We start from the raw sequence: 16,479 nt of genomic DNA, 5'->3' as shown, positions 1-16,479 counted from the left end.
CGGTGCTGCCTGCGCCGCCGGTGGCCACCGGCGGCGCAGGCAGCGTAGCGGGTGCCCGGGTCACGGCTTGATGCGGACCACCTGCGGGTCGTGGTCGCTGGCCTGCCGGGCGAACTCGGCGTTGATGTGCACCACGTCGTACTTGGCGTAGCCGACCTCGGGGCTGACCAGGATGTGGTCCAGCACCTGCGAGTTGCCCTGGTAGACGTACGAGTACTGCTCGGTCTCCGGCAGCTCGTCGACCAGGTCGCGCAGCACGCCGTCCTTGGTGAGCGCGGCGAGCGCGGGCGAGAACTGGTAGTCGTTGAAGTCGCCGAGGGAGACGACCCTGGCCTCCTTGTCGGCGGCCAGCAGCCGGGCGACGAAGGACTGCTCGACGGTGGCCTGCCTGATCCGCTGCACCTCGGAGCCGCGGGTCGGCTGCTGGAAGCGGCTGTCGATGCCCTGGTCGCCGCCCTTGCTGTTGAAGTGGTTCGCGATGACGAAGACCTTCTTGCCGCGGAAGGAGAACTGGCCCACCAGCGGCTTGCGGCTGTTGGTCCAGGCCTCGTCGTTCGGCTCGATCCGGCCGGGCGAGGCGGTCAGCGCCGTGCTCGCGCCGGTGCCGGTCACGCCGACGGCGGTGGTGGCGCTGCCGCCGGGGATGTCGGTGAAGGACACCCGCTGCGGGTTGAACAGGAACACCTGGCGGATGTTGCCGCCGGGCTCGCCGCCGTCCTTGCCGTCCTGCGGGTCGATCGAGCGCCAGTCGTACGCCGGGCCGCCGGCCGCCCGGATCGCGGCGGTGAACTTGGCGACGGTCCGGCTCGCGCCCACCGTGCCGTCGTTCTTGTTGCCGTTGTCGTCCTGGATCTCCTCCAGGGCGACGATGTCGGGCGAGCGCAGGTTGGTGACGACGCCCTGGGCCAGCTCGGCGAACTTGGCGTCCGGATTGCCCGGGGCCAGGTTCTCCACGTTGTAGGTGGCGAGGGTGAGTTCGCGGTCGGCCGGCTGGGCGGTGACCTCGCGCTGGAGGTGGTTGTCCTTCAGGGCGCCCATGGTGCCGGCGACCAGCGTGTAGCCGCCGAAGCCGTTGTAGTCCAGCGGGCCGGTGGTGGCGCCGGTCAGCTCGTCGCCGACGTTGGCCACCGGGAAGGGCTGCTGGTTGACCGGGGCCTGCTGCTGGACCATCAGGCGGCCGACGTTGGGCTCGCGGTAGGACTCGTACAGCACGCCGCCGCGCTTGCTGCGCTGGTCCTGCTTGTCGGCGGCGACCCACAGCTCGTTGTACTTGTCGGTCGCCTGGATCACCCGGACGTCCTTGACCTGGACGAGCATGCCCTCCAGGGACTCGTAGAAGTCCAGGGCGTACTTCTCCGGGTTCAGCGCCACGCCGTCGACGGAGCCGTCCGGGCCGGCCGGCGGGGCGTAGGTGCCGGGGATGTTGCGGGTGTCCACGACCACCGGGGCGGGCAGCGGGTTGCCGGCCGACAGGACGGTGACGGCCGGGGCGGAGATCTCGGTGACGGACTGCGAGCCGCCGGCGAAGTTCGGGTAGTACTCGGTGACCTTGCCGCTCACCAGCACCGAGTCGCCGACCTTGACGGTCGGGTTGCCGCCGGTGAAGACGAAGACGCCCTCGCTGGTCGCCGGGTCGGCGTCCGGGTTCGGGTCCTGCAGCCAGAAGCCCTTGGAACTGCCTTACGCGCGCACGCCGGTGACGATGCCGGGCACGCCGGTGACGGGCTTGCCGGCCTCCGGGGATATCCGGGTGCGGCCCTGGACGTCGTGGATCCGCAGCGGACCGGCCTCGGTCGGCGCGGGGGTCGCGGGCGCGGCGGCGTTCGCCACCGGCAGCGGGACGAGCACCAGCGAGGCGGCCAGCGACGCCGGGATCAGGGCGGCGCGCAGCAGGGTTCTGCGGGGGCGGGGTGCGGGGGCGGTGGTCACCGGGCAGGGCTCCTAGCTCCGTCGTGCGGCACTGGTGCGCACGGCGGTCCGGGCGGAGACGCGCTTCGAGCGCGCGCTACTCGCGTAGAGAAGAAGCGGGGGACGGACTCCCGCCCCCCGCGGCGCCCCTCAAGATACGCGCGTAGAAAATGCCCCGACAAGACCCTGTCGGTGAACTCGCGGTTCCCTGGAGGTGTCCTGACGCCCGATCAGCCCGGGATTCTCACAGCCCGCTCCCAGCCGACTCCCAGGAAGCCTCGATCCGCTCCACGACCAGCTCGCACAGCTCGTGGGTGCGCAGCGCGTCGTGGGCGTCCAGGGTGTGCCCGGCACGGACGGCCGCCAGGAAGGCGAGCACGCACTGCTCGATGCCGCGCTGACGGGCCACCGGCACCCAGTCTCCGCGGCGGCGCACCGTCGGCTGGCCGCGGTGGTCGATCACCTCGGCCAGGTTGCGCACCTCGCGCTTGGAGTCGCCGCCGGAAACCTCCAGCACCTCCTCGGTGGAGCCGGACACCCGGTTCATGACGCCCAGCGCGGTGAACCCGGCGCCGCCGAGGGTGAGCACCACGTGCTCGACCAGGCCCTCCCGGACGCGGGCCCGGACGTCCACGTGCTCGATCTCCCCGGGCGCCAGGAAGCGCAGCAGGTCCACGACGTGGATGAAGTCGTCGTACACCAGGGTGCGGGCGGCTTCGGCCAGGCCCTCGCGGTTCTTCTGCAGCACGATCAGGTCGCGCGGGCGCTCCTTGGCCTGGACGTAACCGGGCGCGTGGCGGCGGTTGAAGCCCACCATCAGCGAGCGGCCGGTGCGGTCGGCGAGGTCGACCAGGCGGCGGGCGCCGTCCAGGGTGTAGTCGAGCGGCTTGTCGACGTACACGTCCACCCCGGCGGTGAGCAGCTGCTCGACGATCGGGACGTGCTGGTCGGTGGAGGCGTGCACGAAGGCGGCGCGGATGCCGCCGGCGACCAGCGCGCCGAGGTCGGTGTAGCGGTGCTCGGGGGCGATCCGGTGGGCCTCGCCGAGGCGCTCCAGCTTGGCCGCGTCCCGGGTCATCAGCCGCAGGTCCAGCCCGGGCAGCGCGGTGAGCACCGGCAGGTAAGCCTTCTGCGCGATGTCCCCGAGCCCGATCACCCCGACCGGAAGCCGGCTGTCGGTCACTGCGCTCGCGTTCATCGGATCTCCTGCCCCTGGGATGGTCGTACCGGTACACCCTAGAGCGCCCCGGGATCGCCGCGACGCAGGAAGTCGAGCGGGCCGACTTCTCGCGCGGCACAGGGACCCACCCCCAGCAAGCGAAAGCGCAGGGCACACAGGAAGTCGACCCCGCCGACTTCTCGCGCAACAACCCCAACACCCCAAGCCCCGGCACCCCGGGACTCCGCACCGGGCCCACGCACAGGAAGTCGGCCCCGCCGACTTCTCGCGCGACACCAAGGCCTGGCGCCCCCACACACGCGAAAAGACACGCCCACCGACCTCCCGCACACCACCAGGCCCACACCACCGCACCCCACCACCCCCACCACACAGGAAGTCGACCAGCCCGACTTCTCGCGCAGCACAGGGACGCACCCCCAGCAAGGGAAGGCGCAGGGCACACAGGAAGTCGGCCCAGCCGACTTCTCACGCGACACCAAGTCCTGGCGCCCCCACACACGCGAAAAGACACGCCCACCAACCTCCCGCACACCACCAGGCCCACACCACCGCACCCCACCACCCCCACCGCACAGGAAGTCGAGCAGGCCGACTTCTCGCGCAGCACAGGGACGCACCCCCAGCAAGGGAAGGCGCAGGGCACACAGGAAGTCGGCCCAGCCGACTTCTCACGCGCCCGGCCATTCGCCCCCCGGGAGCGGGCCCGGCGCGGACTCCGCGCCGGGCCCAGCGCAGGAAGTCGACCCAGCCGACTTCTCGCGCGCCCGACCGTTCGCCCCCCTGGGAGCGGGCCCGCGGCTCCCAAGCCACCGGCCCGACCGTCCAGCTCACCGCGCTCGCGCTCTCTCTGGGCCGGGCGGCACTTCACCGCCTCGCCCGGCCGCACCGCCGAGGCTCTGGGCGCCGGTCCAGCCGACGCACGGGACGGCTACGAGTCGCGGATCACCACCGTCCTCCCCGGCGGCCGGGGCCGCTGGCTCGTGCTGGACGACTACTCCGCGCCCGCCGCCGGGAACCACCAGGAGCGCTGCGGCCTGGCCGCCTCCGCCGACCTGCGCGCGTGGCGGAGTTCTCCGCCCGCGGCCGCTGGCGCCTCTCCTACCAGCAGAACCGCCCGGACGGCGCCCACGACCTGCGGTCCACCGGAGGACGACCACTGCCCGGCAACCCCGCAGGCCCCGGAGAAACCCCGGCCCCCGCACGACTCACACAGCCGAGCCGACCGCCTCCCCGAGCACGCCCAGGACCAGCCCCACCAGCGGATGCCCGCCCACCCACGGCGCGCCGGCAGAGCCAGCCTGACGGCGCCCACGACCTGCGGTCCACCGGAGAGCGGCCCACTGCCCGGCAACCCCACAGGCCCCGGAGAAACCCCGGCCCCCCCGCACGACTCACACAGCCGAGGCGGCCGCCTCCGCGAGCGCGTCCAGGACCGGCCGCACCAGCGGGTGCCCGTCCGCCCCCGCCCGCACGGCGGCGAAGACCCGCCGGGTGGCCAGCTCGCTGTCCACCGGGCGCACCGCGACCTCGCCGAGGTCGACGCCGCGCAGCGCCGAGCGCGGCACCAGCGCCACACCGAGCCCCGCCGAGGCGAGTGCGACCACGGCCCGGAAGTCGTCGGAGGAGTGCAGCAGCCGGGGCTGGAACCCGGCGTGCTCGCAGGCCAGCAGCACCACGTCGTGGCACGGGTTGCCGGGGTAGGGCCCGATCCACGGCTCGTCGGCGAGCGCCGCCACGGCCAGCGGGCCGGCCTCGGCGGCCAGCCGGTGGCCGAGCGGCAGCACGGCCTCGAAGGGCTCGGCGTACAGCGGCACCCTGGTCAGCCGGGCGTCGTCGGCGCGCGGGGCGCCCCGGTACTCGACGGCCACCGCGAGGTCGGCCCGGCCGTCCAGCACCATCGGCAGGCTGGCGTCGCCCTCGGCGTCCAGCACCTTGAGCCGCACCCCGGGCGCCCGCCCGGCGAGCAGGCCGACGGCCGGGGCGAGCACCGAGGCGATGGCGGTCGCGAAGGAGGCGACCGTCACCTCCCCCGCGACGCCCGCGCTGTACGCGGCGAGGTCGGCTTCGGCGCGCTCCAGCTGGGCGAGCACCACGTCGGCGTGGCCGAGCAGGATCTCCCCGGCGGCGGTCAGCCGCACGCCCCGGCCCTCCCGGGCGAGCAGGTGGTGGCCGGTCTCCTGCTCCAGGGCGGCCAGCTGCTGGGAGACCGCGGAGGGGGTCAGGTAGAGGGCGGCCGCCGCGGCGGTCACGGTGCGGTGGTCCGCCACGGCCCGCAGGGTCCGCAGCCGTCGTGCGTCGATCACGGACCAATTCTGCCAGCGCGGCGCGGCCCGCCGGCCCGGCGCAGCGGCCGGGGCCCGCCCGGGCGGCGGTTTCGGCCGCGGGCGCCGCGGGCGGCACCGGCGGTGGCGCATTTCCGGACGAGATCGCTCCAGGTCGTTGACCCGCCCTGCGCACGGCGCTTGGCTCTTACCGACCGGGCCACGGGGGCCGAGGGCCCGGACCGTCATCAGGGGAGGATGATCGATGACCACCGCACGCACCCGCCGCCGGCTGGCCCGCACCGCCGCCGTGCTGGCCGCCACCGCCGTGGCCGCCGGCGCCGCGCTGCCCGCCGCCGAGGCCCGGCCGCCCAAGGGCGCCACCGCCCGGGTCAGCGAGGGCGCCAAGGGCGAGGCCCTGGACGGGCCGTCGCTCGCGCTCGGCCTGAGCGGCGACGGCCGGTACGCGCTGTTCAACTCCTCGGCGACCAACCTGCTGCCCGGCGGCGCCGGGGCCGTCGGCGACGTGTACGTCCGGGACCTGCGCAACGGCCACACCGAGCGGATCAGCGTGGCCCCCGACGGCTCCGCGCTGGACGCGGGCAGCAACACCGCGGCGATCAGCGGCGACGGCCGGTACGTGGTGTTCAGCAGCTCCGCGGGCAACGTCGTCCCCGGCCAGACGAAGCACGCCACCGACGTGTTCGTCCGGGACCGCTGGACCGGCCGCACCGAGCTGGTGACCACGGGCGACGGCACCTCCGGCGCGGGCGACGACCAGAGCGGCCGCAACGCCTTCGACGCCGGCATCAGCGCCGACGGCCGTTTCGTGGTCTTCTCCTCCGATCGCACCGACCTCGCCCCCGGCGTGCGCCGCGGCAAGTTCAACGTCTTCGTCACCGACCGCTGGGCCCACACCACCCGGCTGGTCACCACCGGGGCGGACGGCAGCCCGGCCGACAACCACTCCTCCCGCCCGACGATCAGCGCGGACGGCACCGTCATCGGCTTCAACTCCCGGGCCGGCAACCTCCTCCCGGCCGACCAGGCCCCGCCCACGTCCGCCACCGCGGCGGCGGCGGACGATGCGGACACCGCAGACGCCGCAGACGCCGCAGACGCCGCGGGCACGTTGAACACCGCCGGCGCCCGCGCCAACCTGGCCGGGATCCGCGCCTACCCCTACTACACCTGGGACGCCCGCACCGGGAAGACCACCGGCGTCAGCTACGACGCAACCGGCCGGCTGATCGGCGCCGGCAACGACGGGCGGATCAGCCCCTCCGGCCGCTACGCCGTCTACACGGTCTTCGAGGAGGGCGGCCGGCCCGGCTCGCACGGCCGCCACCAGGACGTCTACGTCCGCGAGCTGGCCACCGGCGCGACCACCAAGGTCAACAAGCCGCTGTCCGACGCCACACCGCTGGACTCCTCCTACGATCCGGTGATGTCGCTCGGCGACCGCTGGGTGTACTTCACCTCCGACGCCGCCGACCTCGTCCCCGGCGACACCAACGGGCAGGCAGACATCTTCCGCACCGACCTGCGCAGCGGGCTCACCGAGCGGGTCAGCCTCGCCCACGACGGCGCGCAGAGCACCGCCTCCGCCTTCTTCCCGCAGGTCGACGACGGGGACACGACGCTGCTGTTCAGCGCCGAGGACGGCAACCTGGCGCCGGTCGCCGACAGTGCCACCACCGACGTCTTCCGGCGCCGCCTCTGACGCCCCGCGGCCCGGACGCGCCGACTCCCCTGTGGGATACGCCCGTTGGCGTATTTCCCGGCGGGATCACCCGCGGCCGTTGACCCGCGACCCTCCCGACGGTTGGCTCGGCCGGCGCCCGCCGCCGGGAGGGAGCGCGGCCGGGCCGATCCCAGGGGAGGACGATCCGTGACCGCCGCGCGCACCCGCAGACGACTGCCCCGCGCCGCCGCGCTGCCGGCCGCCACCGCCGTGGCCGCCGGCGCCGCGCTGCCCGCCGCCGAGGCCAAACCGCCCAAGGGCGCCACCGCCCGGATCAGCGAGGGTCCCAGGGGCGAGCAGCTCACCACCGCCTCGACCCCGCTCGGGCTGAGCGAGGACGGCCGCTCCGCCCTGTTCACCTCCGCCGCCCCCGAACTGCTGCCCGGCCCCGGCACCCCGAACTCCGACGAGGTCTACGTCCGCAACCTGCGCAACGGCCACCTCGAACGGGTCAGCGTCGCCGACGACGGCTCCCGGCTGAACGCCCCCACCACCCAGGCCTCGATCAGCGGCGACGGCCGCTACGTCGCCTTCAGCACCACCGCCACCAACGTCGTCCCCGGCCGGCCCGCCCACGCCAGCGGCGTCTTCGTCCGCGACGCTGGACCGGGCACACCGAACCGGTCAGCGCCGCCGCGCTGCCGAGCACCGACGACCAGAGCCGGTACGGGTCCGTCAGCCCCGGCATCAGCCGGGACGGCCGCTACGTCGCCTACCTGTCCAACCGCAGCGATCTCGCCCCCGGGCCCCTGCGGCGCGGCAAGAACAACGTCTACGTCACCGACCGCTGGACCCGCACCAGCCGCCTGGTCACCGTCGGCGCGGACGGCGAGGGCGCCGACAACGGCTCCTTCGCGCCGGTGATCAGCGCGGACGGCTCCGCCGTCGGCTTCACCTCCCGGGCGACCAACCTGCTGCCCGAGCCCCCGGCCGACCCCGCCGACCCGGCCGCCACCGACCCGGCGCCCTCCCTGGCGGGCCCCCACTACTACCGGTACGACGTCCGGAAGGCGGACACCGGCCGGATCATCGGCTCCGGCCTGGACGACGCCGGGGAGCGGACCGGTGTCGCCCTCGACGCCAAGGTCAGCCCGGACGGCCGCTACGCGGTCTACAGCCTCCCGGTGTTCGCCGGCGGCTCCCGCGGCCCGGCCCACGGCATCCGGCTGGACGTCTACGTCCACGAGCTCGCCACCGGCAAGGTCACCAAGGTCGACACCGACCTGCCCGGCACCGGCACCGTGCGCTCCTCCTCCGGCGGCGTCATGACGGCCGACAGCCGCTGGGTCTACTTCGGCTCCAGCGCCACCACGCTCGTCCCCGACGACACCAACGGCATGAACGACGTGTTCCGCCGCGACCTGTGGACCGGCCGGATCGAGCGCGTCAGCCTCACCCGGGACGGCGCACAGAGCACCTCCTCGTCCTTCAGCCCGTTCGTGGACGCCACCGGCGGCACGGTGCTCTTCACAGCTGAACACCAACGGCGTGCCGGACGTCTTCCTGCGCCGCCTGTGACAGCCCGACTCCCGTGCGGTGTACGGCCGGTGGCGTATTTCCGGACGGGATCGCCACCGGTCGTTGACCGGGCAACCGGACGGCGCTTGGCTCTCCCCGACCGGGCCGCGGGGGCCGTGGGCCCGGAACCACCGCCAGGGGAGGACCGACCATGACGCACGCACCCGCCCGCCGACGGCTCGCCCGCGCCGTCGCGCTGCTGGCCGCCACCGCCGTGGCCGCCGGCGCCGCGCTGCCCGCCGCCGAGGCCAGGCCGCCCAAGGGCGCCACCGCCCGGATCAGCGAGGGCCCCAGGGGCGAGCAGCTGAACGGCTCCTCGACCGCCCTCGGGCTGAGCGAGGACGGCCGGTACGCGCTGTTCGCCTCCACCGCGACCGACCTGCTGCCCGGCCCCGGCGCCCCGAACTCCGCCGAGGTCTACGTCCGGGACCTGCGCAACGGCCACGTCGAGCGGGTCAGCGTCGCCGACGACGGCTCCCGGCTGAACGCCCCCACCACCGACGCCTCGATCAGCGGCGACGGCCGCTACGTCGCGTTCAGCACCGCCGCCACCAACGTGGTGCCGGGCCGGCCGCGGCACGAGACCGACGTCTTCGTCCGCGACCGCTGGACCGGGCGCACCGAACCGGTCAGCGCGGGCGACCACGACGGCAGCTACACCCTCGGCCCGGCGATCAGCCGGGACGGCCGCTACGTCGCCTACCTGTCCAACCGCACCGACCTCGCCCCGGGCTCGAACCCGCGCTACTTCAACGTCCTGCTCACCGACCGCCGGACCGGCACCACCCGGGTGGTCAGCACCGATGCGGACGGCAGGGCCGCCGGCAACACCTGCTACGGAGTGACGATCAGCGCGGACGGCTCCGCCGTCGGCTTCACCTCCCGGGCGACCAACCTGATCCCGCGCGACCCGGCCACGGCCGAGCCCGACGGAGACGCGCCCGACGGGGACGCGCCCGACGGGGACGCGCCCGACGAGGGAGCACCCGGGCTGGCCCCGGCCCGCTTCTACCCGTTCTTCGTCTGGAGGGCCGACACCGGCAAGGTCTCCGGCGCCAGCCTGGACGGCAACGGCGCCCTGCGCGGCGTCAGCGTCGGGGCCCGGCTCAGCTCCGACGGCCGGCACGCCCTGTTCGGCCTGCCGTTCCGCCTCGGCGGGCCCGGCTCGAACCGGTTCCGGACGGACCTGTACGTCCGGGAGGCGGCCACCGGCCGGCTGACCCAGGCCAACGCCGGGCTGCCCGGCACCACGACGGAGGCCGGCGCCTCCGCCCCCGTCGTGACCGCCGACGGCCGCTGGGTCTACTTCGACTCCGCGGCCGACAACCTGGTGCCCGGCGACACCAACGGCGTCGGCGACGTCTTCCGCCGCGACCTGCGGACCGGCCTGGTCGAACGGGTCAGCCTCACCCGGGACGGCGCGCAGGGCACCGCTGGCTCCTCCGGCCCGTTCGTGGACGCCACCGGCGGGACGGTGCTCTTCACCGCCGACGACGGCGGCCTGGTACCGGGCGACACCAACGGGGCGCCGGACGTCTTCGTCCGCCACCTGTGATGGCCTGATTCCCTTGCGGTGTACGACCGTTGGCGTATTTTCGGTCGAGATCACCCCAGGGCGTTGACCCCTCTGCCCTCCCGACGGTTGGCTCGGCGAAAGCCCGCCGCCGGGAGGGAGCCCGGCCGGGCGACCAGAGGGGGGAGACCTCGTGACCCGTCCCGTCCGCACCCGGTGGTCGGCGGGCTGCGGCCTGCTGGCCGCAGCCGCCGTGCTCGCCGTCACCGCCGCGCCCGCCCAGGCCGCCCAGGCCGCCCCGGCGCCGCGCGGCACCACCCAGGTCAGCACCGGGGTGAACGGCACCGTGCCCGACAACCAGTCCTGGGCCCAGGGCCTCAGCGCCGACGGCCGCTACGCGCTGTTCACCTCCTGGGCCAGGAACCTGCTGCCCCGGGCACCGGTCGGCTGGAGCAACGCCTACCTGAGGGACCTGCGCACCGGCCGCGTCGAACAGGTCAACCTGACCGACGCGGGCGAGTCTGCGAACGGCTCGACCGACTCGGCCGGGATCAGCGCCGACGGCCGCTACGTCGTCTTCGAGAGCGAGGGCGAGAACATCGCCCCCGGCGCCCAGGTCAAGGACCGCACCGAGGTGTACCTCAGGGACCGCAGGACCGGCCGCACCGAGCTGGTCAGCAGCAGCCCCACCGGCACCGACCGGGACCAGTACCACTCCTCGTACAACCCGCAGGTCAGCGGCGACGGCCGGTACGTGGTCTTCGTGTCCTCCCGGACCGACCTGGACCCGACCGTCGTGGAGCCGGAGCCGGAGCCGGAACCCGAGCCGGAACCCGGCCAGGGCCCCGCCGCCGGCCCCTCGCTCGCCCGGCCCTACACCTGGAAGATCAACGTCTACCTCACCGACCGCCGGACCCACACCACCCGGCTGGTCACCCGCGACCAGCAGGGCCGGGCGGGCGAGAACACGTCCTTCCGTCCGACGATCAGCGCGGACGGCCGCACCGTCGGCTTCGGCTCCAGCTCCGCGCTGCTGCCCTCCGAGCAGGCGCCCGCCCCCGCCGGCACCGCCGACGTGGACCTGCCCCCGGGCGCCGGGGCCGGCCTGCCCTCCGGGGCCCAGCCGCTCCTGGCCCGCCCGACCACGGCCCCGTACTACACCTACGACGTGGCCTCCCGGACGATCTCCCCCGCGAGCTACGACACCGCGGGCACGTTCACCAACGCGGCCTTCGACGCCACCGTCAGCCCCGACGGGCGGTACGCCGTCTACGCGCTGCCCGAGCCCGGCGGCTCGACCGGCGGCCACCGCTACCACACCGTGCTGCACGTCCGGGACCTGCGCACCGGGGCCGTGACGCGGGTCAGCGGCGGCCTGCCCGGCACCGGCTCGGTCGGCTCCTCCGGGCACGGCACCATCACCGCCGACCACCGCTGGGTCTACTTCTCCTCCGCGGCCGACAACCTCGTCGCGGGCCCGCAGCACCCGGGCTGGGACGTCTACCGCCAGGAACTGCGCACCGGGCGCACCGAGCGGGTCGCCACCGCGCCGGACGGCTCCCTCGGCAACGGCTCGTCGACCGACCCGTTCGTGTCTGCGAGCGGCAGGACCGTGCTGTTCGGCTCGACCAGCGGCAACCTGACCGCCGGCGCCGGCGGCCCGGCGGTCGAGAACACCCAGGTCTTCGCCAAGCCCACCGGCCTCCACCCGGGCGACGGGGACGACCAGGGCGAGGACGGCGACGAGCAGTAGCCCTGCCCGGACAGGCCGCCGGGGGACCACGACGGGGGCGGGACGTCGGCCGGGCCGGCGTCCCGCCCCCGTGGCGGGAGGGTGGGGCAGGTGGTCTGGGGGCCGTGCGGCGGGGGCGGATCGGTTCGCCTCCGCCGCACGGCGGTGGTGAGCCCGCGGGCGGGACCGGTTCCGAGCGGTCCGGCCCACGGGCGGCTCCTGCGGGGCGCCGCAGCCGGTGCGGCTGCTCCCCGGTGCGGCTGCTCCCGTGCGGCGGCTACTCCCCCAGCGCGGCGCGCGCGTCCACGAAGGCCGCGACGGCGCGCTCGACGTCCTCGGTGGAGTGCGCCGCGGACAGCTGCACCCGGATCCGGGCCTGGCCGTGCGGCACCACCGGGTAGGAGAAGCCGATCACGTACACGCCGCGCTCCAGCAGCAGCTCGGCGAGCCGGCCGGCCCTCGCCGCGTCGCCGATCATGACCGGGGCGATCGGGTGGTCGCCGGGCAGGATCTCGAACCCGGCCTCGGCCATCCTGGTGCGGAACAGCGCCGTGTTGGCCGCCAGCCGCTCGCGCAGCTCGTTGGACTTCTCGACCAGGTCGAGCACCTTCAGCGAGGCGGCCGCGATCACCGGGGCCAGCGAGTTGGAGAACAGGTACGGGCGGGAGCGCTGGCGCAGCAGGGCGACGATCTCCCGGCGGGCGGCGACGTAGCCGCCGGAGGCGCCGCCGAGGGCCTTGCCGAGGGTGCCGGTGATGATGTCCACGCGGTCCATCACGCCGTGCAGCTCGGGGGTGCCGCGGCCGCCGGCGCCGACGAAGCCGACGGCGTGCGAGTCGTCCACCATGACCATGGCGCCGTAGCGGTCGGCCAGGTCGCAGATCTCGCGCAGCGGGGCCACGTAGCCGTCCATCGAGAACACGCCGTCGGTGACGATCAGCCGGCGGCGGGCGTCCTGGGTGTCCTGGAGCTGCTTCTCCAGGTCGGCCAGGTCGCGGTTGGCGTAGCGGTGGCGCCGGGCCTTGCTGAGCCGGATGCCGTCGATGATGCTGGCGTGGTTGAGCGCGTCGGAGATGACGGCGTCGCGGTCGTCCAGCAGGGTCTCGAAGACACCGCCGTTGGCGTCGAAGCAGGAGGAGTAGAGGATCGTGTCCTCCTGGCCCAGGAAGGCCGAGAGGCGGTCCTCCAGCTCCTTGTGGACGTCCTGGGTGCCGCAGATGAAGCGGACCGAGGCCATCCCGTAGCCCCAGCGGTCCAGCGCGTCCTTGGCGGCGGCGAGCACCTCGGGGTGGTCGGCCAGCCCGAGGTAGTTGTTGGCGCAGAAGTTCAGCACCTCGCCCGGGCGGCCGCCGCCGGTCACGGTGACCGCGGCGCTCTGCGGGGTGCCGATCACCCGCTCGGGCTTGAACAGCCCGGCCTCGCGGATCTCGTCGAGGGTGGTGGCGATGTCGGCGCGCACGTTGTCGAACACAGCTGGCTCCTTTTGCGTCGGCGGGTGGCTCAGGCGGTCCAGTCGAGGATGATCTTGCCGCAGTTGCCGCCGGCGGCGTCGTCGAAGGCCGCCTCGAAGTCGGTGGCGGCGTAGCGGCCGGTGATCACCGGGCTGAGGTCCAGGCCGCCCTCCAGCAGCACGGACATCGCGTACCAGGTCTCGAACATCTCGCGGCCGTAGATGCCCTTGATGGTGATCATCGAGGTGACGATCGAGGCCCAGTCCACCGGGAACTGCTCGGCGGGCAGGCCGAGCATGGCGATCTTCCCGCCGTGGGTCATGTTGGCGATCATCGACTGCATCGCCTCGGGGCGGCCGGACATCTCCAGGCCGACGTCGAAGCCCTCGCGCAGGCCCAGCTTCTGCTGGCCCTCCTCGATGGTGTGCTGGGAGACGTCCAGCGCCAGCGTGACGCCGACCTTGCGGGCCAGGTCCAGGCGGTACGGGGAGACGTCGGTGATCATCACGTTGCGGGCGCCGGCGTGCTTGGCGACGGCGGCGGCCATGATGCCGATCGGGCCGGCGCCGGTGACCAGCACGTCCTCGCCGACCAGCGGGAAGGACAGCGCGGTGTGCACGGCGTTGCCGAACGGGTCGAAGATCGCGGCCACGTCGAGGTCGACCGGCACCCGGTGCACCCAGACGTTGGAGGCGGGCAGGGCCACGTACTCGGCGAAGGCGCCGTCGCGGTTGACGCCCAGGCCGACCGTGTTGCGGCACAGGTGGCGGCGGCCGGCCAGGCAGTTGCGGCACTTGCCGCAGACCAGGTGGCCCTCGCCGCTGACCAGGTCGCCGACCGCGATGTCGGTGACGCCCGCGCCCAGCTCGGCGACCTCGCCGACGAACTCGTGGCCGAGCACCAGCGGGGTCCTGATGGTCTGCCGGGCCCAGCCGTCCCACGAGCGGATGTGCAGGTCGGTGCCGCAGATGCCGGTCCGCAGGACCTTGATCAGCACCTCGCCGGGGCCGATCTCGGGCATGGGGACGTCCATCAGCCGGAGCCCGGGCTCGGCCTGCTGCTTGACGAGTGCCTTCACGGCGGCTCCTGACGTGCGGGTGGGACGGCCTGCGGGTGCGGGGGCAGGCCGAGGAGGCCCGGTCCGGCCGCTCCTGACGGACGGCACGCTCCGGGCAGGCAGAAATCTGCCTGGTCGGGGCGGGTGCGGTCCATCGAGGAATTCTTAAGGGCGGCCACAGCTGGGCTGAACGATCGTGCCCGAGCGGGGCCCGGCAGCGGGTGCGGCGTGCCGGTGCTCACCCGTCCGGCCGAGCGCGGAGCCGGCCGCCGCGACACCAGGGGCACCCGCCGCGACACCACGGGCACTCGCCGCGGCGACCGGCCGCCCGGCACGCCCGCGCGAGCGGCAGGAGCGGCGGGCCGCCAGCCGGACGGGGCACTCGGCTGACCGCACTCCCGTTCGGTCCAGTCGGACGACGACCCGCGCGCGGCCCGCCGGCGGCGGTGCTTACGGTGGCGCTGCTCCCCCGCGCCCCCGTGGAGCAGCGCTCCGGCCCGGCCGAGCCGCGCTCCGGGGCCCTTCGCCAAGGGGCCGTCCGCCCCAGAGAGGCGCCTGCGCCGATGACCGACACCCGACGGCCGCGACCGGCCGTTCCCCGCTCCGTACGGGTGGCCTCCGCCGCCCTCGCGCTGACCGGCCTGCTCGCCGTCTCCGCCTGTTCCGGGGACTCCAAGTCCGCGCGCCCGGCCGACCCGGCGATCACCGCCGAACCGGCCGCGCTCAGCCCGTCCGCCACCCCGGGCGGCAGCCCCTCCGGTGGGGTGGTGGCGCTCACCCCGGACGTCACGGCCAAGCTGGACACGGCGATCAAACAGGCGATGAGCCAGGCCTCCGTCCCCGGGGTGAGCGTCGGCTACACCACCCCCGACGGCAGCTACCAGCGCAGCTTCGGCGTCGCCGACAAGGACGCCGGGACGCCGATGTCCGCCGACCTCTTCATGCGGATCGGCAGCGTGACCAAGACCTTCACCACCACCGCCGTCCTGCGGCTCGTGGACCAGGGCAAGCTGGGCCTGGACGACCCGGTCTCCAGGTACGTGCCGAACGTGCCCGGCGGCGACGGGATCACCCTGCGCCAGCTCGGCGAGATGCGCAGCGGCCTGTTCAACTACACCCTGGACCAGGGCTTCCAGCAGGCCCTGTTCAGCGATCCGAACCGCGCCTTCACCCCGGACCAGCTGCTCGCGTACGCCTTCAAGCACCCGGCGAACTTCGCGCCGGGCAGCGCGTACGAGTACTCCAACACCAACCTGGTCCTGCTCGGCCTGGTGGTCGAGAAGGCCGGCGGGCAGCCGCTCCAGGACTTCCTCCAGCAGCAGGTGTTCACCCCCGCCGGCCTCACCAGGACGAGCCTGCCGACCGACGCGACCTTCCCCTCGCCGCACGCCCACGGCTACACCGACCAGACGGCCGACGGCACGGTCGCGGACGCCACCACCTGGAACCCGTCCTGGGGCTGGGCGGCCGGCGCCGCCGTCTCCGACCTCGCCGACCTCCAGACCTGGTCGAAGGCGCTGGCCACCGGCGATCCGCTGCTCAAGCCCGCCACCCAGGCGGAGCGGCTGAAGTTCAAGGCCGTCGGGAACACCCCCGACCTCGGCTACGGCTTCGGGGTGTTCAGCACCCACGGGTGGATCGGCCACAACGGCTCGCTGCCCGGGTACGAGAGCGTGGTGCTCTACCTGCCGCAGGCCAAGGCCAGTCTGGCGATCCTGCTCAACACCGACATCCTCCACGACGGGTCGGAGCCCTCGACGCTGCTGGCCCGAGCGGTCACCCAGATCGTCTCGCCGAACAACGTCTACACGCTGCCCGCCCCGTCCGGCACGGGCTCGGCGTCGGGCTCCCCGTCACCGTCACCGTCGGCCTCCCCGTCCCCGACGGGCTCGCCGACGACCTCTCCGACCGCGTCCCCGACCGGCTCGCCCACCGCCTCGCCGTCGCCGTCGCCGGCGGTCTCGCCCACCGGGACGGGCGGGACCAGCCCGGCCGCGCCCACCGGCTCGGCCACCCTGCACGTCTCCTGACCCGGCGCCGCGGGGGCCCCCCCCGCCGGGGGGGGGCCCCCCGCGCGCCCCCCCCCGGGCGCGCCGGCCGCGACCCCCCACC

General features: G+C 74.5%; 10 protein-coding genes and 1 pseudogene. 6 read left to right on the top strand and 5 right to left on the bottom strand.

Annotated features, from left to right (window positions below):
• Nucleotides 1-60: 60 nt before the first annotated feature.
• The 3 genes and pseudogenes from ACH5AR_RS04615 to ACH5AR_RS04605 form a co-directional block, all read right to left on the bottom strand.
• Nucleotides 61-1,929, bottom strand: a pseudogene (locus tag ACH5AR_RS04615) (endonuclease/exonuclease/phosphatase family protein).
• 223 nt (nt 1,930-2,152) lie between these two features.
• Nucleotides 2,153-3,106 (bottom strand): Gfo/Idh/MocA family protein, encoded by a 954-nt coding sequence (locus ACH5AR_RS04610; protein WP_396299904.1) that lies wholly within the window; start codon nt 3,104-3,106, stop codon nt 2,153-2,155.
• A 1,376-nt stretch (nt 3,107-4,482) separates the two neighbouring features.
• On the bottom strand, nt 4,483-5,394 hold the full coding sequence (locus ACH5AR_RS04605) for a LysR family transcriptional regulator (protein WP_396299903.1): 912 nt from the start codon (nt 5,392-5,394) through the stop codon (nt 4,483-4,485).
• Nucleotides 5,395-5,617: 223 nt separating this feature from the next.
• Between ACH5AR_RS04605 and ACH5AR_RS04600 the strand changes: the two genes are divergently transcribed.
• From ACH5AR_RS04600 to ACH5AR_RS04580, 5 genes are all read left to right on the top strand, one after another.
• Nucleotides 5,618-7,075, top strand: a complete 1,458-nt coding sequence (locus ACH5AR_RS04600; RefSeq protein WP_396299902.1) for a hypothetical protein — start codon at nt 5,618-5,620, stop codon at nt 7,073-7,075.
• A gap of 168 nt (nt 7,076-7,243) precedes the next feature.
• The gene (locus ACH5AR_RS04595; protein ID WP_396299901.1) at nt 7,244-7,960 is read left to right on the top strand and encodes a hypothetical protein; all 717 of its coding nucleotides are present in this window, start codon (nt 7,244-7,246) and stop codon (nt 7,958-7,960) included.
• A complete protein-coding gene (locus ACH5AR_RS04590) occupies nt 7,957-8,769 on the top strand; it encodes a hypothetical protein (RefSeq protein ID WP_396299900.1) in 813 nt (270 codons plus the stop codon). Before ACH5AR_RS04595 ends, ACH5AR_RS04590 begins: the two co-directional genes overlap by 4 nt.
• On the top strand, nt 8,766-10,169 hold the full coding sequence (locus ACH5AR_RS04585) for a TolB family protein (RefSeq protein WP_396299899.1): 1,404 nt from the start codon (nt 8,766-8,768) through the stop codon (nt 10,167-10,169). The genes ACH5AR_RS04590 and ACH5AR_RS04585 overlap by 4 nt, the downstream gene beginning before the upstream one ends.
• A gap of 151 nt (nt 10,170-10,320) precedes the next feature.
• Nucleotides 10,321-11,880 (top strand): hypothetical protein, encoded by a 1,560-nt coding sequence (locus ACH5AR_RS04580; protein ID WP_396299898.1) that lies wholly within the window; start codon nt 10,321-10,323, stop codon nt 11,878-11,880.
• Nucleotides 11,881-12,136: 256 nt separating this feature from the next.
• Here the strand turns inward: ACH5AR_RS04580 and ACH5AR_RS04575 are convergent, their stop codons facing one another.
• Both ACH5AR_RS04575 and tdh read right to left on the bottom strand, forming a co-directional pair.
• Nucleotides 12,137-13,330, bottom strand: a complete 1,194-nt coding sequence (locus ACH5AR_RS04575; protein ID WP_396299897.1) for a glycine C-acetyltransferase — start codon at nt 13,328-13,330, stop codon at nt 12,137-12,139.
• A gap of 29 nt (nt 13,331-13,359) precedes the next feature.
• A complete protein-coding gene (gene tdh / locus ACH5AR_RS04570; protein ID WP_396299896.1) occupies nt 13,360-14,388 on the bottom strand; it encodes an L-threonine 3-dehydrogenase in 1,029 nt (342 codons plus the stop codon).
• A 542-nt stretch (nt 14,389-14,930) separates the two neighbouring features.
• Here tdh and ACH5AR_RS04565 point away from each other — a divergent pair.
• Complete coding sequence (locus ACH5AR_RS04565) at nt 14,931-16,397, top strand: serine hydrolase domain-containing protein (protein ID WP_396299895.1); 1,467 nt, start codon at nt 14,931-14,933, stop codon at nt 16,395-16,397.
• The last annotated feature ends 82 nt before the right edge of the window (nt 16,398-16,479 follow it).

The sequence above is a fragment of the Kitasatospora sp. NPDC018619 genome, assembly GCF_044391605.1.
Lineage (GTDB): Bacteria > Actinomycetota > Actinomycetes > Streptomycetales > Streptomycetaceae > Kitasatospora.
Note: the sequence above shows the minus strand (reverse complement) of the source record. Positions and strands in the feature narration are given on the sequence as shown.